Source organism: Planococcus koreensis, from assembly GCF_004761975.1.
In the GTDB taxonomy this organism is placed as follows: domain Bacteria; phylum Bacillota; class Bacilli; order Bacillales_A; family Planococcaceae; genus Planococcus; species Planococcus koreensis.
In genome coordinates this window covers 1-21,800 of the sequence record NZ_RQII01000018.1, presented here as the reverse complement: position 1 = coordinate 21,800, position 21,800 = coordinate 1, and the positions used below count along the sequence as shown (strand labels likewise).

The 21,800-nt window shown below is 46.0% G+C and carries 15 protein-coding genes and 1 pseudogene; 6 read left to right on the top strand and 10 right to left on the bottom strand.

Features of this window, described 5'->3' with window-relative positions:
* Positions 1–37: 37 nt before the first annotated feature.
* Positions 38–1,384: a trypsin-like peptidase domain-containing protein gene (locus EGV91_RS04070; RefSeq protein ID WP_135500921.1), complete on the bottom strand. Its 1,347-nt coding sequence runs from the start codon at positions 1,382–1,384 to the stop codon at positions 38–40.
* A 247-nt stretch (positions 1,385–1,631) separates the two neighbouring features.
* Here EGV91_RS04070 and EGV91_RS04065 point away from each other — a divergent pair, with 247 nt between their 5' ends.
* Together EGV91_RS04065 and EGV91_RS04060 are read left to right on the top strand one after the other, a co-directional pair.
* Positions 1,632–3,494, top strand: coding sequence for an FAD-dependent oxidoreductase (locus EGV91_RS04065; protein WP_158290564.1), 1,863 nt, complete (start codon positions 1,632–1,634; stop codon positions 3,492–3,494).
* Between the two features lie 199 nt (positions 3,495–3,693).
* Positions 3,694–4,086 carry a DUF805 domain-containing protein gene (locus EGV91_RS04060; protein ID WP_135500917.1) on the top strand — a complete coding sequence of 131 codons (393 nt, stop codon included), beginning with the start codon at positions 3,694–3,696 and terminating at the stop codon, positions 4,084–4,086.
* A gap of 48 nt (positions 4,087–4,134) precedes the next feature.
* On the opposite strand, the gene EGV91_RS04055 is transcribed toward EGV91_RS04060, so the two are convergent.
* Complete coding sequence (locus EGV91_RS04055) at positions 4,135–4,845, bottom strand: DUF998 domain-containing protein (RefSeq protein ID WP_135500915.1); 711 nt, start codon at positions 4,843–4,845, stop codon at positions 4,135–4,137.
* A 148-nt stretch (positions 4,846–4,993) separates the two neighbouring features.
* Positions 4,994–6,502 (bottom strand): glycerol kinase GlpK, encoded by a 1,509-nt coding sequence (glpK, locus tag EGV91_RS04050; RefSeq protein WP_135500913.1) that lies wholly within the window; start codon positions 6,500–6,502, stop codon positions 4,994–4,996.
* A 235-nt stretch (positions 6,503–6,737) separates the two neighbouring features.
* Here glpK and EGV91_RS04045 point away from each other — a divergent pair, with 235 nt between their 5' ends.
* Positions 6,738–7,910, top strand: coding sequence for a DUF2157 domain-containing protein (locus tag EGV91_RS04045; RefSeq protein WP_135500911.1), 1,173 nt, complete (start codon positions 6,738–6,740; stop codon positions 7,908–7,910).
* Complete coding sequence (locus EGV91_RS04040; RefSeq protein ID WP_135500909.1) at positions 7,907–8,353, top strand: GDYXXLXY domain-containing protein; 447 nt, start codon at positions 7,907–7,909, stop codon at positions 8,351–8,353. The genes EGV91_RS04045 and EGV91_RS04040 overlap by 4 nt, the downstream gene beginning before the upstream one ends.
* Before the next feature lie 40 nt (positions 8,354–8,393).
* Here EGV91_RS04040 and EGV91_RS04035 read toward each other — a convergent pair whose 3' ends face one another.
* Positions 8,394–10,109 carry a CocE/NonD family hydrolase gene (locus EGV91_RS04035; RefSeq protein WP_135500907.1) on the bottom strand — a complete coding sequence of 572 codons (1,716 nt, stop codon included), beginning with the start codon at positions 10,107–10,109 and terminating at the stop codon, positions 8,394–8,396.
* 301 nt (positions 10,110–10,410) lie between these two features.
* Between EGV91_RS04035 and EGV91_RS04030 the strand changes: the two genes are divergently transcribed.
* Positions 10,411–11,439: an acyltransferase gene (locus EGV91_RS04030; RefSeq protein WP_158290563.1), complete on the top strand. Its 1,029-nt coding sequence runs from the start codon at positions 10,411–10,413 to the stop codon at positions 11,437–11,439.
* Positions 11,440–11,521: 82 nt separating this feature from the next.
* Here EGV91_RS04030 and EGV91_RS04025 read toward each other — a convergent pair whose 3' ends face one another.
* The 4 genes and pseudogenes from EGV91_RS04025 to EGV91_RS04010 form a co-directional block, all read right to left on the bottom strand.
* Positions 11,522–14,869 carry a CDP-glycerol glycerophosphotransferase family protein gene (locus EGV91_RS04025; RefSeq protein WP_135500903.1) on the bottom strand — a complete coding sequence of 1,116 codons (3,348 nt, stop codon included), beginning with the start codon at positions 14,867–14,869 and terminating at the stop codon, positions 11,522–11,524.
* Positions 14,870–15,083: 214 nt separating this feature from the next.
* Complete coding sequence (locus tag EGV91_RS04020) at positions 15,084–15,461, bottom strand: GtrA family protein (protein ID WP_135500934.1); 378 nt, start codon at positions 15,459–15,461, stop codon at positions 15,084–15,086.
* Positions 15,462–15,504: 43 nt separating this feature from the next.
* A pseudogene (locus EGV91_RS04015) lies at positions 15,505–16,460 on the bottom strand (glycosyltransferase family 2 protein).
* Between the two features lie 29 nt (positions 16,461–16,489).
* Positions 16,490–18,001, bottom strand: coding sequence for a DUF6056 family protein (locus EGV91_RS04010; protein ID WP_135500901.1), 1,512 nt, complete (start codon positions 17,999–18,001; stop codon positions 16,490–16,492).
* A gap of 278 nt (positions 18,002–18,279) precedes the next feature.
* Here EGV91_RS04010 and EGV91_RS04005 point away from each other — a divergent pair, with 278 nt between their 5' ends.
* Positions 18,280–19,818, top strand: coding sequence for a glycosyltransferase family 2 protein (locus EGV91_RS04005; protein ID WP_135500899.1), 1,539 nt, complete (start codon positions 18,280–18,282; stop codon positions 19,816–19,818).
* Positions 19,819–19,833: 15 nt separating this feature from the next.
* On the opposite strand, the gene tagH is transcribed toward EGV91_RS04005, so the two are convergent.
* Positions 19,834–20,652: a teichoic acids export ABC transporter ATP-binding subunit TagH gene (gene tagH, locus EGV91_RS04000; RefSeq protein WP_135500897.1), complete on the bottom strand. Its 819-nt coding sequence runs from the start codon at positions 20,650–20,652 to the stop codon at positions 19,834–19,836.
* A gap of 16 nt (positions 20,653–20,668) precedes the next feature.
* Positions 20,669–21,475, bottom strand: a complete 807-nt coding sequence (locus EGV91_RS03995) for an ABC transporter permease (RefSeq protein WP_135500895.1) — start codon at positions 21,473–21,475, stop codon at positions 20,669–20,671.
* Between the last annotated feature and the right edge of the window lie 325 nt (positions 21,476–21,800).

Sequence of the window (21,800 nt, the reverse complement as noted above, 5' to 3'; positions counted from 1 at the left end):
ACACGGTACAGGGACATTCCCTGTACCGTGCGCTTTGTTACTCGTGGTTAATGATATCCGATACATAATAGAAGCCATTCTCGTCCATCACGATTGTATAGGATTTGAGCCGTTCTTCAACCGATAATTCGCCTTCGGCGTTTTTGAAATCGAACGATTCTTCGGTCTGCACGACAGCATAATCATCTTTGATTTCAATATCCGTTATCTCTAATTTCCTGAAATTGAACTCCATGCCCTGCCCGGCAATTTCATTGATGTATTCAAGGATGCTGTTGTAGATATCGCTCTCATAAACCAGCACATTCTGTACATAAAAGAAATCTTCGTTCTGCAATGCGAGTTCATAGTAATAACGGAAATCGCCGATAAACTGGCTTAAGTTCGTTTCGTTGAACTCCATTTCCAAATCGTAATCGTACTCATAATCTTCGTCTTCGTATGTGGTGAAATCATCGTAGACCTGCAGGTTTTCTGTTACTTCTTCAGGAGCCATCGGGTTTTCAGCCCATTGTGTAAGTTCCGCGTGCATGGAATACAGCGGAATAGAAAAGCCGATGGAATCGCCTTCTGTCATAACGAGTGAATTGATGCCGATCACTTTCCCCGTACTGGCATCCAGCAATGGGCCCCCACTGCTGCCTGGCGCAATCGGCGCATCAATCTGATAAATGTCCTCATACAGGAACCCCTGTTCAAAATCACGGTCAATGCCGGTCAGGTAGCCAATTGTTGCCGTGTTCTCAAAACCGGACGGACTGCCGAGCGCGATAATTTCCGTGCCGATATCCGTCGGCTCCATTTCGCTTTCAAGCGGTGCAATCCCTTCGAATGCTTCCACTTTGATCAAGGCGATATCCGATTCATCTGATATGCCAATTACTTCTCCAGGAACATCCTGGCCGTTGATGTTCCGTACAATAACATCCGTATAGCCGGCTACGACATGCGCATTTGTCACTACCATGCCTTGGTCGGTGAACAGGAATCCGGATCCTTGTCCGCCTTCTGTCAAGATTGTATATGTTTTTTGCTGAGATTCCTTGATCACTTCCGTTTTACCGATTTTTTTCGGTTCCACCTTTTCCGGCTGTTCAGATGGCGGCACAATATCTTGCGCTTGGATGACAGCCCCTTCAACAGGTTCTTCCGTCTTTACGAGCTGCTCCGGCTCTTCAATCTCACCCGCTGATGAGCCTGTCCCATCCGGCATAAGCCAGGCGGCACCAAAACCGATTCCTCCTACTGCCAAAATCGACAAGAGAATTACCGCCGTTTTGTTTCTCGGCTTGCCGGCTGCAGGATTATTTGTTAACGCATTTCCGCAATTTCCGCAAAAATTATCTTGCTGGCCATTTTCATGTCCGCATTTTCCACAAGTCATGTCAGTACCCCCTAGTTGCAGAATTCTCAATAGATGTAATAGCCCTCATTATAAACTCATTGACGAAGGCGAACTACGAATGGTTGCTATTTGTAATAAAATAATTTCATTTGTAATAAAACTATATTTTACATAAATTTAACAATTATACTTCACATTACCTTGTAAATATGTAAAAATAGGAAAATGCATAGTTTTTTTAAACCTAAATTTATTGTTTTTTTGATTCTATTAGGAGGAATTCATCGTGAAATTTAAAGTTGGACTCGTTGGAGCAGCCCTTGTAGCCATCATTTTTGGTATCGCTTGGCTTTTCGAGACCTCTTCTGCCAGCAAGGCACCGCTAAGCAAGGAAAGTTATGACGTTATTGTAATAGGCGGAGAACCTGAAGGGGTGGCCGCAGCCGTTTCAGCTGCACGCAACGGCGCTGAAGTTCTGCTGGTGGAAGAACGGAGCGGGCTTGGCGGGCTTATGACATTCGGCAAACTCAACTTCATCGATATGGTCCAAGGTATCGGAGGCCATAATGCTTTCGGCGGTATTTTCAAAGAATGGCATGAAATGGTCGGTGCTGATAGTGCTTTTGAAATTGAAAGAGCCAAAAGTGCTTTTTTGGAACTCGCGGAAAAAGAACCCACGCTGACCTTATCGTTCAATACTGAGCTCAAAAACGCAGTGAAAGACGGCAATTCCACTGTCATTGGTGCGGTGCTGACAACACAAGGCAAAGAATTCACTGTTTACGGCAGCCGTTTTATCGACGCAACCCAAGACGCCACCTTTGCTACCGATGCCGGTGCCCCCTATTTTTTAGGAGGCGAGGACATCAACCTCAAAGACCGCTTGATGGCTGTAACTCCGGTCATCCATTTAACAGGCGTTGATTGGGAAGGTGTAAAAAGAGCGGCCAAAGAAGAAACCTTCGGCCCTGCTGAAGTGACCCCTTCCGTTGGCTGGGGCTTCAGTGAATTGCATTACGATTACAAACCCAAAGAAGGGAACACGCGCCTGCGCGGCTTGAATATCGTCCGCACAACACCAGAAGGCGGCGAGGAACAATTTTATATCAATGCCCTTCAGATCTTCGGCGTTGATGGCCTCGACAAAAAATCAAAAACGGAAGCACTGGAAAAAGGCAATCGGGAAGCAGAACATATCCTGTCCTATCTCCGTGCCAATTTCCCAGGCTTTGAAAACGCAGTTATCGCGGAACCCCCTTCCGAGCTATACGTCCGGGAAACGCGCCATATAAAATCCGAATATATGCTGCCCATGTCGGACATCTGGAAAAACGCTGACCAATGGGACAGCATCGGATTCGGCGGCTACCCTGTCGATGTTCAAGCAACTTCATTAGGGGATTATGGCTATGTTCTCTCGAGCCCGGTGCAATACGCTATTCCTTTCCGCTCATTGGTGCCGCTCGAAATTGAAAACCTGTTGGTCGTCAGCCGCTCAGCCGGTTATTCTTCACTCGCTGCCGGCAGCGCCCGTATTATTCCGACTGGCATGGCGGCTGGTGAAGCGGGAGGTGCCGCAGCGGCATTGTCGCTCGAAAAAAACATCACCTTCCGCCAATTGGCAAATAACGAAAAAGCGATACAGGAACTGCGCATCGGTTTGAAGAACCAGGGCGCGATGCTGGATCATTTTGACCTAACCTACCCTTATGAAGGCGAGTGGTTTGACGGCGCGGTACAATTTCTCATGGATTATGGCTTAGCCGTGGGGGGCTATACGAATGACTTGGGGGTTGAAGAACCGCTCAACACCCTTAGCTTCTCGAATATGCTGTCAATGGGCCTTCTGCGCATAGACCAGGAATTGCATAGTCTCCACAAGTCTCGCCTCGACGCTATTTATGCCCTTGAAGGCGTCGAGCAGCAAATCCTGACGCGGAATGGCGCTGCCTCTTTCATGATTTCCGTATTCACAGATGAACAGCTTGAAAGCGATCCTTGGAACCAGGTGCTGGAATTGGGGTTGATCGACAGTTTCATCCATGCGAAAATCCCGGAAGAGCGCGAATTGGTCCGTGCGGAGGGATTCTATCTCAACTACTGGCTGTTGGCTGAGCTGAAAAAGAAAGCCGAAGCTGGCGATAATTAGAAGCCAGAAAATTTTTCATCAATTAAATGACTCAAGCCGTCTTTGCATTTTAGCAAAAGACGGCTTTTTTTGTATTTTTTTCTCTCTATTTATCAATAATTGAAAATAATCAGTATATTTGGTTAAAACTATCTATACAGCATTTAGGTAGATTGGTATAATCATGTTAATTAAGCATTACTACCTAGGAGGTTTGTTTATGCAGGATTTTGTAAATGCCGTCAAAAAGTCATTCGATTTCAAAGGGAGATCCAGAAGAAGAGAATTTTGGATGTTCATGTTGATCGCTTCAGTGCTTGCTGCAGGCCTAATCATTATCGAAACACTGCTTGGGCTGCAACTGGCTCAGGATATCGGCATCTTATCTACAATCTACGCGCTCGCCATTGCCGCTCCAACTGCCTCTGTGACGATACGCCGCCTTCATGACACCGGACGCAGCGGATGGTGGTCCCTGCTGTATCTCGTTCCTGTCATCGGATGGGTTGCGCTCATCGCTTTCACCTTATTCAATAGCGACCTGGGGGCAAATGCATATGGCAAAAGCCCGAAAGCTTGGAACTCCGTTTATACGCCGATCAACTATTATTAATGCCAACCGCCCTTCCGCACTTCGGAAGAGCGGTTTTTTTCATTGTCGTCACCGCCCGGATTGCCGGTACACATCGATTAGGCCCATTCGTTCTAAATCCAACGCTGATTTTTTTGGCAGCTTGGCGTTGAACAGGAAAAGCGACAATGCAAAAAGCCAAAGCTGCAATGTGAAGATATTGATGCGTTCCACTAGGCCGGCAATTGCCATGCCATTATTGAGCACAACGGGTGTGGCGATTCCTGAAATGGTCACCACCACAGCGCAAAACAGCGACAGCATTCCGATTGACCGGAAATACTCTGTCTTCAGCAGGCCGAAGCTAATCGCAAAAATCGCACCGATTGCCGACAATGCGACAATTGCTGTTACTGCCAAATGCATGAGGTTGCCGGCCGTCAGGACAGCACCTCCGTCTTCGAGCGGAAAAAGGTTGTAGCCGACAAGCGATGTGAATTCCATGAGGATCAGCAGCGCCGCTCCCGTCAATGCCCATTTATGGACCTTGTATTTCAAAAAAAGCATGTACACCGACACGGAAAAAACCAAAGCCAAAATGCCGTAAATAACGGTGAAGATTTTCAGCATGCCCGCATCCGGAGCGCCGTTGCCGGTCAATTCGCTGATGGTCTGCCTGACATGGCTGTAGCCATCCCATAAAGCGCCGCCAATGATGACATGCAGCGAATAGACGATAGCTGCAGCTGCGCCGCTTAGGGCCATTTTTTGCCACAAGCCCTTGCCTTTCCTTTTCTCCATGTTTCCACCCCGTTTCAAAGAATGAAAGCTGATTTACTGAATAACATACGACGGCAGACGCAATAACCCTTTATTTCAATAAAAAAAGCCTGTGGCTATTAACAATCCACAGGCTCTGCATTCAATTTTCGGCCGCCACAAATATGGTTCAGCTGCCATTCTTGGTTTTAAAAGTTCGGGTTGCCGCGACTGCTTGCTGCCAGCCGCTGTACAGTTCATCTCGCTGACCATCTTCCATCGACGGATCAAATGTCTTATCAAGCTTCCATTGATGTGCGATTTCTTCTTTGTCTTTCCAGTAGCCGACAGCGAGACCGGCTAAATAAGCAGAGCCGAGCGCAGTGGTTTCCTGGACTTCCGGCCGTTCCACAGGAACTCCGAGTATATCGCTCTGGAATTGCATCAGCAAGTCATTGGCTACTGCTCCGCCGTCAACGCGCAATGTTTTCAGCTCGATGCCGGAATCTTCGACCATGACATCGACGACATCCTTCGTCTGATACGCGAGGGATTCAAGTGTGGCACGGATCAGATGGGACTTAGTGGTGCCGCGCGTCAAGCCGAAAATCGCCCCTCGTGCATCCGTATCCCAATAAGGCGTCCCGAGCCCCACAAAAGCCGGCACCATGTATACTCCATCAGCGGTTTCCACTTGCCTTGCGAACTGTTCGCTGTCGGAAGCCTTGTCCAACAGCTGCAGCCCGTCACGCAGCCATTGAATAGCGGATCCCGCTACGAATATGCTGCCTTCCAGCGCATACTCCACTTTGCCGCCGACTCCCCAAGCAATCGTCGTCAGCAAGCCGTGTTCGGATTTCATGCCTTGCTCACCCGTATTCATCAACATGAAACAGCCGGTGCCATAGGTGTTTTTTGCCATGCCCTTTTCAAAGCACGCTTGGCCGAACAATGCTGCCTGCTGGTCTCCCGCAATTCCCGCAATCGGCACTTCACAGCCGAAGAAATGATAGTCGATTGTATGGGCATAGATTTCAGACGATGGCCGCACTTCCGGCAGCATGCTTTCCGGCACCGTTAAAATAGCCAATAATTCCTTATCCCATTGGAGTTCGTAAATATTGTACATTAAGGTACGGGACGCATTGCTGTAATCCGTCACATGCCGTTTGCCGCCTGACAGCTTGTAGACCAGCCATGAATCGATCGTTCCGAACATCAGGTCGCCGCGATCCGCTTTTTCCCTGGCGCCTTCCACATGGTCAAGGATCCATTTGACTTTCGTCCCTGAGAAATAAGCGTCGAGCAGCAAGCCTGTTTTCTCCCGGAATTTGCCTTCAAGGCCCTGCTCCTTTAAATCCTTGCAGATTGCATCTGTCTGGCGAGATTGCCAAACGATTGCTTTGTACACAGGTCGGCCAGTATGGCGGTCCCAGACAACTGTTGTTTCACGCTGATTCGTAATGCCAATCCCTGCCACCTGATTCGGATTGATGTCTGCGATACGGAGCACTTGCGCTATGCAAGCCAGTACGGAAGTCCATATTTCACTGGCATCATGTTCCACCCAGCCAGGCTTCTGGAAAAACTGTTCGAATTCCTGTTGCCCGACCGCGACGATTTCCCCTTCGTGATTAAACAGAATCGCACGTGAACTGGTGGTCCCTTGGTCGATTGACAATATATAATCTTTAGCCATTATGCTTCCCCCTCTTAAATACGAGCTCCCATTGATGGTTTCGGCCAAAGGCCTTTTCCCCATTTTACCCTTCGCGGCTCCCTTAAAACCAGCTTTAACTGTTAAATGCCAATGCATGTTGAAAATCAAATATGCAGTAAAATATTCCTGTTTCCGCGTGCCTAACCGCTCTTATTTTCTATCAATTCTGATAATAAAGGTTTATAATACAGGTAAAGATTAGGGAGGTGCTTGTATGGAAACCGAACGGAAATTGGTGCAGTGGCGCAACGAAGGATTGCTGGACCAAGCGGCTTTCGACCGCATTTTAGCATTTGAAAAACGCCAGCCGCAAAAGAGAAAAGTGCCGTTGCTTTTGGTCATCGGACTTATTTTCTTCGCTCTGGCCGTCTTCAGTTTTATCGCCGCCAACTGGCAGCTGATCCCGGATTTGCTGAAAGTGGCTATGGTCGTTTTGCTGATGTGGATTTTTTATATCTTAGCTTATTTTTCAGAGAAAAAGCATTTTGGACGTCCGATCATTTTCAGGCTGCTCGGTTTGGCAATGTTCGCAGCGAGTATCCTGGTAACTGCGCAGACATTCCATTTTTCTACATCCAACTCGGTGTTGCCGTGGGCTATCTACATTGCTGCACTAGCCCATTACTTCTACTGGCGCCATTTTGCTTACGCTGTTGTCGCATTCATATTCGGCATCTCAACATTGATGTCGTTCCTGCCGCAAGCCGGCTGGCTTGAATGGGGAATCTTCATTGCCGTGGCTTTGGCATGGTTCTTCTTCAGCAAAGACAATGCGCCGATGATTTTCAGCTGGATGCTGCTGTTCTTCTCAGGGCTGATGCTGTGGAATCTGGTCGAGTATAACAGTCCGTTTTGGCCAGTCTGGACTTTATTCGCCCTCGTATTGCTGCTAATCATCATACCGGCCGACAAGCAGCGCTTGCTGTCGCCGCTGTACCTGGTTTTTGGCGCAATCATGCTCGTGGTCTATTTAGCAGTGCGCGGCGAAACCGAAATGTCGCTTGTTGACTTGAATTGGCCGGAATCGATTGCGTTAGCAGTAACTGGGCTCGTTGTCCTAGTAGTGGCGTATATCAAATTCAGACCTGTCATGTGGATTGCCCTGCTTGGCGCGATGGGCTTCCTGTTATTTGATGAAACAGCCATCGCCTTGGCGATCGTCGCCGAACTGTCAGCTCTCGCCTATTTGATTATTGCCCAACGGCAAGATAAACCATTGGCACTCGGCTTCATTTATTTCATCGTCGTACAATTCGTCATTTATGTCATCTATGCGTGGGAACGCCTGGATATGTCGCTGTTCTTCCTGATCGGTGCGCTTCTGCTGTTCGCCCTTTCCGGCATCGCCTGGTGGCTCAACCGTAAGAGAGAAGGTGTTTCACCATGAAAACATGGCTCCTGCCGATACTCATGACCGTATTCGTGGCAATCCTTGTCACCAGCTTCTATGCGGCTTCCTGGTTCGGTGACCAATACATGCTCCGTGCCGAACCTTACGATCCGTTCGATCCTTTCTACGGCGAATATGTCATGCTGCAATACCCTGATCTTGAAGCACCTTCCGGCATCAAAGACGGACCCATCTATTTCACCTTGAAAGAAGAAGCAGATGGCTACGCGGTCATTGACCGGATGGAAAACGAACCGTTTTTCGGTGCCATCAGCGGCACCACTTACGATAACCGTGTGGTTGCACCACAGCTAGAACAATATTACGTTGAACAAGGCCTTGGACCTGATTTGGAAGATGCAGTCGATTTGCAAGTGACCATCGATGTCTCTCCATGGGGAACAATACGCCCGATCAATTTGGAAGTACGGGATGAATAGCAAAAAGCCGCAGCGCCTGCTGCGGCTTTTGATTTGGTTTTCATTCCATTGTGTCGAATGCCGGCACGCCGATCAATGGCAGCGACAGGCTGGATGGATGGTTTTGATCCTGGTAGATTGTCACCGCTGATGGACTTTGGTTTTTGCCAGGGCCTTGCGGTGATTTCTGTTCCGGCTGCATTTCTGCACCCCCTGCAATGCTCAGGCGCAGCCGATGATTTTTTTGAAAAACATAGGATGTAGGCTGGAATTCAATTGTATACTCGTTGATTTCCCCAGGAATGAGGGGCTCGGGTTCCGTTCTCGATTCGGCGCGGCTCGCATTCAAATACCCGGCGGCCACCTGCTTCGAACTGCCATCAGGGGCGACATCGGTGAGCTGCAGGACGAAATCTGCATCTTCCGCATTCACTTCCGCCCAAAATTTGGCCTTTACAACGCCAGTCACTTCGGTCGGCGCCGATAGCCTGCCCGTCGTCCAGGTCGCTGTTTTCGTTTCGTATTTATGCTGATTAGCCAAAGAACGCCCCGATGCACTCAATAATGTCGGCAAAAAAGGCCCCTTGATCGGCGAATAGCCATAACTCGTGAAAGCTAGCGGCTTTCTCGGTGCTTGCTCTGTCAATGACCCATCATTAACGCTGAAGATGGATCCGCTTTTTTGATCGCTGAAAAACAATTCCTCAAGCTGTGCATCAGGGATCGGCCATGCGCTTTCGTAGCGCCATTGCTCGGCTCCCTGTACATATATCAAAACCGGCGGCGATGAACTCACGCTGTTCTGCTCTCCATTCAATTGATGGTCGAGCCACAGCGCCTGGTAATCCTCAAATTCATACGGCATAACCGCAGATAAACGCGAATGCCCTCCTGCGGACATGATCAAATGGCCGCTTCCTTCTGCTGAACGGATGTGTTCATAGGCATCCACATTGCCCGGGCTGATGTAATCGTTCCAGCCGCCGGAAACGAGCACCGCTATGCCTGCCTCCGCAATTTCCTTCAGCTGATTTTCTGCAACAGTGCGATCCTGCCACCAGCTGTCGTAATCCCGGTGGATTTTCGCAGCCAGGAATTCCTCGGTCCGTTCAATCCTGCCTGTCCCCGCTTCCATCCGACCAGGATGCCATAGGAATTCATAGCAATCGGCGCAGGCAATGACCGGGCTGATTGCTTTCAAGCTCGGCGGCAGCTCTTTTGCTGCAAGCCATTGTGTAATGCCTTGCAGCGAGGCGCCAACCGTTGCGACTTCACCGCTGCTCCATTGCTGGGAAGCTGCCCATTCGATCACGTCATAGCCGTCTGCGGCATAAGATTCATAAAGTCCGATTTCGCCTTCGGATGCCCCCGTTCCCCTCATGCTGACATGGAGCACTGCGTAGCCCCGTTCCGCCAAATTCATCAGCGGTTCTTCAGACGGCCCTCCCGCTTTTCCATTCCCATAGCCATTCAATTGGACAATCGTGGCATACGGGCCTACCAGTCCTTGCGGAAGCAACAAACGGCCCTCAAGCTTTATGCCATCCCTCATTGTTATTTTAATTGTTTCATCAGTCTTTACTGTATAAACACCGGGAGGCATACTTTTCCGGTCCCCGACCCATTGCCGTTCTTCTGTGCCCTTTCCTTTGTCAGTATAAGCGGCTGATGGCGAAAAAGCCTCGCCTGTTGCATCATCTTTCGAGAATCCAATTAGAAGCAGTACGATGCCTAACGCCAAAAACACCGAAACCGCAATAATGTAACGCCTCGCCATGAGCCTCCCCCTCTTTCTGATCTGCTGATTTTCAAAAAGACGAAATTTATTTCACTCATTCCTATATAGGCATGAGGTCCATATTTCGGGATAAAAAACCTGTCGTTTGATTCCATTTGTCCTATTATCTCATGTTGTTAAAGGAAAATGGAATTCTTTTCCTAAATACAGGAATTCGGTAAGGGAAATATATTGCTTGTGGCCGATTGACCTAAGCCGATAATCGTATAATAATTAAGTTCGTTCGTATTTTAAAACATATTCAAAAACTTATTCGTTTTATGAAAGCAGGTAGATTTTGTTGAAGCACTTTTTATTTTTGGATTGGTTAAGGATTCTAGCGACCATCGCTGTTGTAACTGTCCATATTTGCGCAGGTTTTGTCTTGACCAATTACAATGACTCGCCTGCTCGTTGGTTAGCAGGCAATTTCTATGAATCGATTTCCCGTTGGTGTGTCCCGATTTTCATCATGATCAGCGGCGCCTTAATGTTAAGTGATTCCCGTGAATCCACTTATCGCACTTTCTTCGCCAAAAGGGCTAGTAAGGTCTTTGTCCCTTTGTTAGGCTGGAGTGCAATCTATTATTTGTATTACGTGTTCCAGGACCGCTATCCTGCAGACATGCTGGATTTTATCACGCGTTTTTCCGCCAATGATATTTCCATTCATCTATGGTTCATTTACATGTTATTGGGGATGTACATGATCACGCCTTTATTGAAATTGCTTCTGAAAAACGCACAGAAAAAAGATGTCACCTACTTCTTAGCTTTATGGCTGTACATTTCGGTGGCAGTGCGCCTGCTGAAGCATTATGTGGGATTCAGCTTTGAAATCGAATTGTATTTCGCCACCAGCTATATCGGCTATTATGTACTTGGCTATTACTTGATCACTTACGAAATCAGCTCGTTGATGAGAAAGCTAGCGTATGCCGGAATATTTGTGGGAATTGCAGGCACTTTTTTCCTTACCTATTCATTCACCATGCAGGCAAACGGAGAATTTCGTGCCTTCTGGTATGATTACCATTCCCCGACAGTCTTATTGTCGAGCATTGGCATATTCGTCTTCCTAAAGCACTTGCCCATCAGTGAGGGGTCCATCAAGCACTTCATACCTGCCATCATCAACAAAACCAATTTTGGCATCTATTTAGTCCATTACCTCGTCATCCGAATACTTTCAACATTCACACCGTTCCTTTGGCTCGACATGAATGCTTATCTGGAAATACCTTATAAAGTGCTTTTAACACTCATTATCAGCATCATCACCGTGTTGGTGATGCGAAAAATCCCGCTTGTAAAAAAACTCGTGCCCTAGGGACAATAAAAAACAGCCGCCTCTCAACTCGAGAAGCGGCTGTTTTGCTCTTCAGGCTTAGATAAACCCGGAGTATTTCATGCTATTTGAAGAATTTTTCGATAACACGTTTGGAAGCTTGGCCATCGTCCAAATACGTGAACTTCTGCTTCGCCTCGCTGTACTTGCCTTGGTAGACCGCTTTTACAGCGTCAAGGTCTGCCATCGAATCGTAAAGGGCATCTTCAGTCAGGCACAGCGGCCCCGGTGCGTCTTTTTCGAAATCGATGTAAAAGCCGCGCAATTTGTCACGGTATTCTTCCAAGTCATACGTATAAAACAGAATCGGTTTATCCGTATTCAGAAAATCGAAGAACACAGAAGAATAGTCTGTCACCAAAGCATCGGAAATCAGCATCAATTCCTGAATATCCGGATATGAGGAGACATTGATGATCGACTCCTTGTACTCGGCAGGTATTTTCAACTTATTGCTGATGACTACGTGAAGACGGATCAACAGCACGTACTCATCGCCCAGGCGTTCATGGAATTTTTCAAAGTCGATTGGCAAATCGATCGTGAATTTATTGCCTGCGGTTTGGTTATCCCGGAATGTCATGGCGTACAAAATCACTTTCTTATCCGGGTCGATTTTAAGGCGTTCCTTTAATTCCTGGGCTTGGGATTCGCTGTTTTCCCGGTAAAAAATGTCGTTTCGCGGATAGCCTTCTTCAATCACCGGACCTGTATAGCGGAAAGCGCTTTTGAAGCTTTCAGTGGCATAACGGGACGGCGATATCAGGTAATCCCAGCTTTTCACAGCTGATGATACGCGTTCAAGATAGGTTTCATCGCGACCTTGAATTTCCTCGATGTCATGGAGCATCCGTTTGAGCGGCGTGCCATGCCATGTCTGGAGATACGAAGTGCCTCTGCGTTTTTTGATGTAGGTCGGGAAATTCTGGTTATTGATCCAATAGCGCGATGTCGCCAAGTGGTAATAATAGGCTGGGCTAAGGCGTTCGATAATCCGCGTATTGTCGTAGCTTTGATTCACTTTGCGGTTATAGGACCAGATGTATTCCAAATCCCGTTTCTCTGCTTGCAGCACGTCAAAAATCTCTTTCGGGCTATCACTGAAGTTTTTGCCGATCCCACTTTCGAAAAAGGCTTTGTTTTTATTGACGGGCAGCACTGTTCTCATGATGGTGTACACTTTCTTCATCACCGGGAAGTAGATTTTCGATCTGCGGAACTTCTTATACACGTCCATAGCGAATTCACTTTCTTTAAGTGATGAAAGAAATTCCTTTTTCTTTTCATAAACAAGAGCGGCTTCATAAATGCGCTGTGAGGACAATTCGTCGCGATAAGCGATAAACCGGTTCGCTTTCTCCTTGTACAATTCTTCCATCACAAAACCATTGTCCACGTTTTTTTTAAGTTCCTCCACCAGCTCGGATTCTTCTTCCGTAATTTTACCCGGCAAATCATTGAGCAGATCCAAGTGGGAGCCTTTAGGGCCGATGAACTTCGTCCGATCGAATTGGTAATAAATGACCGGTTTATGGAGAAAACTGAAGTCGAATGCGACACTTGAGTAATCGGTGACGAGCAAAGCGCTTTCCTTGATCAGCTGCTGCACATCGACATCCCCCTGGTAAATCACATTTACCGGAGAATTTTCAAAGTACGAGGAGAATGCTTGCATATTGGGATGCAGGCAAAAAACCAGTTCATACCCTTGATCCTGAGCGTGGCGTTGAAGTTCGGCGTTATTGATCAAGCTATTGTAGCGGAAATAATACTCGCTTTCCAGGAAGCTTTCAATATTTTGGATCCAATCTCTCCACGTTGGAATGATAAGAACCTGCTTTTTGACCGCTGTATCTTGTTTGAACAACGCATCATAACGCGCTAAGCCGGTTACCGCAATGTCTTCTTTTTTATAGCCGAAATCGCTGGAAATGTATTCTTTCTCGTATTCGGAACTGACGATGAACAAATCCGCCTTGAATGAAGATGAAGTGACGCCGTAAAGATTCGTCATGTTTTTGACACCCATGACGCCATGCTGCAAGAAAATACGCGTCGCTTTGACCAGTTTATCAAAGGATTTCGTGCGCAGCGGGAACAGGTAATTGCCATGGTGTGAAGAAAAGATCTTCGTTGCGATAACGGCGTTTTTAATGTGCTCTTTTGAACCGAATTCAAGCACATTTCCTAAAGAAGCGACGTTTTCGTATTCCGGAGAATCTTTCGAAATGACATAATAGACATTTTTCTCCGGATGCTGCTGCCGCATGTATTTGAAGAAGTGATAGCCAGTATCCTGAGCCTTATACGGTCTTTCACCAACCAGCCAGACATCTTTCCCGCGATTCATCAGCTGGCGCAGACGTGGGAATCTGCGCATTTTTTTCAGGTATTTATAATTCTCTTCTTTAAAAGGGAATACTTCGAACGAAAGGTTGGATTTATACAGTGTGTAATAGGGATTGATGAGCAAAATTTCCTGTTCACTTTCTCCTGAAAGCTCGTTGAACATGTATTTCGCGCGCATCGTCGGCCTGCCGACACGCATTCTGACAGGCTCCATGGAAAATGCCATATTCCCTTCCAGGAACAAATCATAGACGTCTTCTTTATAAGGCAGCAAATGATCGAATGGAATCTCCAATTCGAATAAATAAATATTCTTGCCATATTTCGTTGTGAACTTCTCCTCGTCGCGATTGAGCCGGATGTCAAAAAAGTACTCGTTGACTGTAGTCCGCGATTTCAGCACGGCTTTGCAATTCGTCAATGGGAAAAAGCCCGTATTGATGCGGCCTTCTACATTTACCGTATTTTTGCCTGTTTTCAGCTTTTCAATCTGCAGCTTTACTTTAATAGATGTTTTTTCATCCACTGCTGTCACTACATATCCAAACTTATTGAGATATGTCAGTATTGTATGGCCTGACTCAGCAACAATGCCAAGTCCGTCCACAGCTGTTCGCTTAAACTTTCCGATGCGGAGATTGCGGATGATTCTGGAATCTTCTTCTCTCCACTGCGTCATGCTTTCTGGGTCACGCGCTGCTGCACTGTTTCTGCCTTTCTCGATCAATTCAGCAGAGGCTTTGGACTGGTCAAGCTCAACTGCCGCATACCAATACCAGAGGCCGGTTTTGGCCCTAGGCGCATCCTCCTGTTCGAGTGCATTTTCAGCAGCACTTTCAGCCAACATCTCTTCTGCTGTTTTTTCTTTCTTCAGCTCGTTAAGAAATGATTCGATAGGCATGTCAAAATGGTACTCGGGGCCAGGGTTTGTAGAAGCGTATACTTTCATCTCTTCGGTCTGGGGATTCAACAGAAAAATGCTGTGGATGATGTATTCATCCGCCATTTTCAAATCCATGCTTATATTTTGTAGTGTTTGTTTGATATGCAAGGCATCTTTCATTTATACATTTCCTTTCAACTGCGTCTATTCTTTTGGCCAATCATATATGGAAAAATTAATCTCCCCATTATAGCATAAATTCCATTTTTTCCTGAAACGATTTCCGGACTGAGTCATTTATGCATCAAAAAAACCGCCTCTGGACTGCAGAGGCGATTTTGGGTTATTGATTAATCTTCAGATCACATTTTCATCTCACTCATGAATTCAAGAACTATTTATCAAGAATCCATTTCGAAACGAGATAGGTGAATGGGATTGGCAAAATTGCCGCGATAATTGGTGCAACAAAAAGGTGCATGTCCAGCAAGTCGACAAGCACGAACAGTGATAATGTTGTGACGCTGTAGTTGACGATATAGGTCATCGGGAACTGCAGGAACTTTTTCAAAGTCGGCTTAGTTTTATAAGTGAAATAGCAATTCAGGTAAAACGAGCCGATCATGCTTATGCCGAATGCGAGGGAATGGCTTAAGATATAAGGCAAGCCTGCCGCCAACAACAAAAGATAAAGGATGTAATAATTAGCTGTGTTGATAAAACCCACAATTACAAACCTTAAAAACGACTGGTGTTTTTTAATAAGAGCCATAAGCCCGCTGGCCTTGCCTTTATCTTGATTTAACGATTCGTTATTATTCATGTCGTGCTCCTGACTCGATATTTGATTTATCGATGATGAAATTCGGGCGCCGTTTGACTTCGTAGAAAATCCGTCCCACGTACTCTCCGACTACACCAATGGAAATCAACTGGATACCGCTCAATAGCAGGATTGCAGAGATCAATGTGAAGTACCCTGCATTTCAATGCCGAAGAGCAGGATGTTGACGAATGAAAAACCGATGTAGAGAAAGTTCAAAAATGTAATGGCCATCCCCAGATAGATGAAAAAGCGAAGCGGCTTGCTGTTAAACGAAATCAGCCCGTCAATGGCATAGTTCAGCAAGCTGAAAAACCCCCATTTGCTTTCTCCTGCAGCCCGCTCCTGGTTTTCGTATTCAATGATTTTTTTCTCGAAGCCGATCCATGAAAACAAGCCTTTTGAAAAACGGTTGTATTCAGGCATCGACAGCAAAGCATCGACAGCTCTGTGGCTCAAGAGGCGGAAGTCGCCAATGCCGTCGCCAAGCTCCACTTCCATCACTTTGTTGATGATACCGTAATAAAATTTAGCAGCCAACTTGCGCGCAAACTTTTCTCCTTTTCGAGAACGCCGTGCAATGACCTGGTCATAGCCCTCTTCTTCGTAATAGCGGACCATTTCCAGAATCAGGTGCGGCGGATGCTGGAGATCGGCATCGATGATGATGACTACGTCGCCTTGTGCATGGGACAGCCCGGCAAGCATTCCGGCCTCTTTTCCGAAATTACGGGTGAATGATATGTACTTCACATGGCTATCATGGGATGCCAGCTCCTTGATGATCTGGAATGTATCATCTGAACTGCCATCGTCGACAAAAATCATTTCGTAATCGTATATTTTCCGCAGCTCGTAATTTTCGAGTACGGTTTTCACTTCCCTATGGGTATTGATTAAAGGAGCACTTTCGTTATAGCAAGGGATAATCACCGATAGCTTTTTCATAAAACCCTCCATTTATCATTCATTTTCATTTATTCGCGGTAAGGGACAATTTTCAGTTCCGTGTCTTCGGGAACATCGTAAAACATTTTAAATGTTTTGGTATGGTACATGTCCGGTTTTGGAGAAGGCATCCAATGGAATTGAGAAAATGGCAATTCTTTCATCTCAATCACTTGTGCCCCTGCATTCACTTCTTGTTCTAGATGTTCAAGGCGGTCACGGCTAGCAGCACCGTTCATACCGAAAATATAGGCATAGATTAACACGGTTGAAAGAGCAACAGCCATAAGCGGTTTCGCCACCTTCATCGATATTGCTTCTTTGCCCTTCAGCGAGAAAGCCAGCATTTCAAGAGCAACGAGGACCATGAAGATGTAGGACGCCAATACGCCCCGCGGTCCGAATGGCGTAATGAAGACAAACGGCGCAACCATAAACGCCACTCCGAAAAGGTAATAGAGGATGCGTGTTTTGTACATCTTATCGCTGACGAACACGATGACCGAAATCACGATGCTGCCGAAAAACAGCGCGTACAGGATCGCTTCGAAATCATTGGTGAGTTCACCCAAGAAATTCGGTCTTAATATATCGCGGAAAGCCAGTAGGAACAACATCGAAAACGTGATGATACTGACCAAGACCGGCTTCACTCCGAACGCAATCCACTTGGCGGCTGTTTTGAAACGCATAATGATGACCAATGCCAAAATGCCGAGAATCACATTCAACAAGACATTCTGGGTGAATAGGAATTGATACATATTGCCGGAGAAAATATAATAAGTTCTTTCAAAAATACCCATTCCAGCAGTAATATCATTTTCCATCGTGCGGTAGGAATCTTCACCCGACAACACTTTCAAGTAAGCGGTATTCGTGAACATAACCGCTGCCCCGATTGTTGCGGATACCAGGTACGCAATATGGACAGCGTAAAATTTCTTATGCTTCCAATAAGTATAAGCGATGACCCAGGCACTCGTTACAGCTGCGAATAAGGTTACGTGCTCAACGATCAGCTGAGTTGCCAGCCCTAAAGGAATTACATATAGCCATGCATATTTATGGTATTCCGGCGGCTCTTCCCGGTATATGTTGCGGATGATGTATAGATACACGAGCAATAGCATCACTGAAGGCACATAATTCAAAAATCCAGCTGACCATGCCATAGTTTGCGAGAAAACCCGGATCGGCATTGCCATAACTAATATGAAAGCAAGCGTAATCGCGATGGGATTGTTATTGTAATTGGTGAGCTTGCCCATGATGTAAACGAGCAAAGCGGAGAATAATGCCAGTATGAGGTAGCGCAGAAGATCGACGCGCACCACCAGAAGTTCAATCATATTGCTTAAATACCGCCCGTTATAGTCGTAGAACATGCGCTCGAAACGGTTCAAGCCGATTTCAGTTCCCCATGTCCAATCGTCTCCCGTCAACGGTGTATTGTAATAAACGAACAGAAAAAACAAATAAAGAACGATCAAATATAAACTACTCATGCCTTTTTTAATTTCCCCTATAATTTCGTCCATAAAACACCTCAATTTATCAATGAAATCCGTGGGCTATTTTACGTAAATTGATTAGTTGGAAATTTAAAGAAACCTTATAGAACCTTAGCAATGACTCAGCTAATTTTATCACAATATTCAGTTAATAATAAGTATAAGTGTATAAATTTTAATTTACTCATTTATTTAATATATTAAAGTTTTTCTATCTCCTTTTTGGTATTTCACTAACAATATACAGGGATTGCCCGTTCGATTATACTTACCCTATACGCACATGAACATTAGGAGGAAAAGATTTGGATTTATCACATCAGCAAAAAGCCTTGGAAAAGATCCGCGACAATAAGACGGAGATTATCAATAAGCCCGACTCGTTCCTGAACAAATTATTCAAAGCGCAAAAACTGGTCACAGTGGTGACGGCTGCTTACAATGCAGAAAGTTTCATCGAAAAGACCATCGATTCGGTACTCGCCCAGACCATCGGCGTGGCGAATATCCAATACATCATTGTCGACGACTGTTCGACGGACAGAACGCCCGAAATCATCCGCGGCTATGCAGCCAAGCACAAAAACATCATTTTTGTGTCGTTAAAAGAGAATACCGGTTCGCCCGGCCTGCCGCGCAATATCGGAATCGAGCTTGCCACTTCGCCTTACATTACGTTCCTGGACGCTGATGACTGGTTGGCAAAAGACGGCCTTGAGCACTTGTACAAGATTTTGAAAGAGACCGGCGACGATTACGCCGTCGGAAAAACAATCAAAATCGAAGACAAAGGCAATAGCGTCATCGGGGAGTTCGCTTCGGTAAAAGAACGCAGAAGCATTTCGCCTTTTAGCATCCCGCATTTCTTTTACCATATGGGACCGACTGCACGCATGATGAGCCTGCCGCTATTGAAGCAGCACAATATCCGCTTTCCTGAAATGCGCTTCGGCGAAGACAAATTCTTCTTCATCAATGTGTTTCTTTACGCCAATGCAGTCTCCACGACGACTGCGCCAATCTATTACGTGAACCGCACTGGCGAAAACGCCAGTTCACTGACGCGCGTTACGCACGTTCTTGACAAACGGCGTGCAGATTTAAAAATAGTGGATTATATCAAATCATTGTCGCTCGATGTGGAAAAAGAGAAAGTCATTCTAAACCGGATTTACGAGTACGACATTTTAAAAACCTTTGACAGCATGCTCTTCGTGCGTTCTGCCAAGCAGCAGGATTTTTTCGATGTCCTCCAGGACGCGGTCGATACCACAAAAGATTTGCGCTATGATTTCAAAGAAGAGATTCAGTCCCCGCTCCTGCGCGCTGCACTCGACCTGTTTTTAGAAGGCCGCCAACAAGATGTCTCTGCATTGTTTCATTGGTTTAAAAACCATAAAGGCAAAAAGCATGTTATCCGCGGCGGCATGGCTTATTACGAAGTGCCATTCCTGGAAGAAGAACGCCGGTACATCCGCATGCCGATGCTTGCCAATGCGTTGGATTCCTACATCATCAACGGACAATACGTCCAGACCTTTGAAGTTTACGGCGATGCACTGGACAATATCAACGCAGTGCTGATCCGCGACCGCAGCGAATTTTCAAATGAAATCGAATGCAGCTTCCATATTGAAGGCAATTTCGGCCAATTCCAAGTCCGCTACGATGAGCTTGAAAAACTGGACAATGCTTTGTTCACGGTGTTTATCCGCTTTAACGACTACCAGCTGATCAACATCAAGCGCATCACGACCATTCCACACACTGAAAATGGCCGGACGTTCGAGTTCTATACTTCAAAAGCCAATAACTTGAGTTTATCGATCAAAAAAGCGAAATAGAAAATCCTGCAGGCATCAAGCCTGCAGGATTTTTTCTTTTACAATGACCGCTTGGCGGGCAAGTGCCTCGTCGCGGTATTTTTTCTTGTCTGCTTTCGACATTTTCTTATAGTCATCCAAGAACTTCTCGTAATCCTTCAATACCACGTCAGCTTTGCCGTATTCTTTCACGGTCCCGAATTCAAGCCATAGAATATGGTCACAGAATTTTTTCATCTGTGAAATCGAATGGCTGACAAAAAACATTGTCTTGCCTTTTTCCTTGAACTCCATCATCTTCTCCAGGCTCTTTTCTGCAAAAGAGCTGTCGCCGACTGATAAAGCTTCATCGATGATCAAGATATCAGGGTTGACTCGCACCGAAATTGAAAAGCCTAAGCGCGACTTCATGCCGCTTGAATACGTCTTTACGGGCTGATCGATGAACTTCTCGATTTCTGCAAACTCGATGATTTCGTGCTCCATCTCTTTGATCTGCTTTCTCGTGAAGCCGAGCATCAACAGCTTTAATTCGATATTTTCACGTCCCGTGAGTTTCGCGTCCAGCCCGGCATTGACAGCGATCAAAGCGACATTGCCGTCGCTCTTCACTTCACCTTCAGTTGCTGGGATGATGCCCGCAATGATATTCGCCAATGTCGACTTTCCGGAACCGTTAATCCCGACAAGCCCGACGATCGACCCTTCGTCAACGGACAGCGATACATTCTGCAACGCGTAGAAATCCTCGCCGTAGCCTTTGAAAGGCAGCAGCATATCAAGCAGGCGGTCGGACTGCTTTTTGTATAATTTATATTTTTTCGCAACGTTCTTAAGTTCCACTTTAGCTGACATTCATTTCACTTCCAGTTTATAGATAATCAATAAAATGACTTCTGAATTTCAAATGCAGATATGAACCGACCATCAAGGTCAGCGCTGTAATTCCTACGAAATAAGCGGTATAAATTGGATTTTCGAGGAAATACCAGCCTTCACCCAACAAGGAGTAGCGATAGCCTTCAATTATATAATAGAACGGATTCAGCATCATGAATGGCTGCACAGATTCAGGCAGCGACGTCGGCGGCCATAAAATCGGTGATAGGTACAACAGCATCCGCATTACCGACTGAAGCGCCATTTGGACATCGCGTATAATCGTCGTCAACGTCGACATGATCAGCGACAAGCTGAAAAGGAACGCCAGCAAACCAATCATATAAATCGGCAGCTGCAAATAATAAATCGAAATCGGGAATCCCATGAATTGGAGGATGATGACGCCAATTGCCAATAAGACCAAATGCGGGTATAACTGGGCAAAAATCACATAACTCGGTATGACGCTCATTGGAAAATTCATCTTCGCGAGCATCTTGATTTTCGTATGAATCGATTTCGCTGATTTCATCACTGCTTGGTTGATAAAGAACCAAGCAAGAATGCCGGCAAACATCCAGGCCAGATACGGGATATCCCCCACCGGCTCGCGCTGGCGGATACCGAATCCGAAGACGAACCAGTAAATCATAATCTGTATTGCCGGATTGATGATTTCCCATGCCATGCCGAGGTAATTTCCACTGGTCAAACTTCTTAACTCGTAAACCGATAACCTTCTAACTAAGTAAAAATATGAAAACTGTTCTTTTAATATAGTTAATGCTGATTTCATCCGTAATCCTCACCTACTCAAATTTTATCACATCGCCAGCAAAAGCCTAAGCAGCCAGCAATACGACCTTCCATGCCATGGCAAGAATACCGCTTTCCTTATTGCCATGATATTTAAATTCCTGATGTTTTATTGACGAAGCATAGACTGTGGTGGTTCCTTTTGGCCTAAAAACACAAGGCATGCGCGTACACATTACTAGTAGATAATATCACACAATATAGTATCATAGCATTTTTATCTTCTATAATGAATAACCAGTTTTTGCCGCAAAAAAAGGCGGTTCTCCGTCAAATGTTGGGGTGAGGCGATATCGCCTTCACCC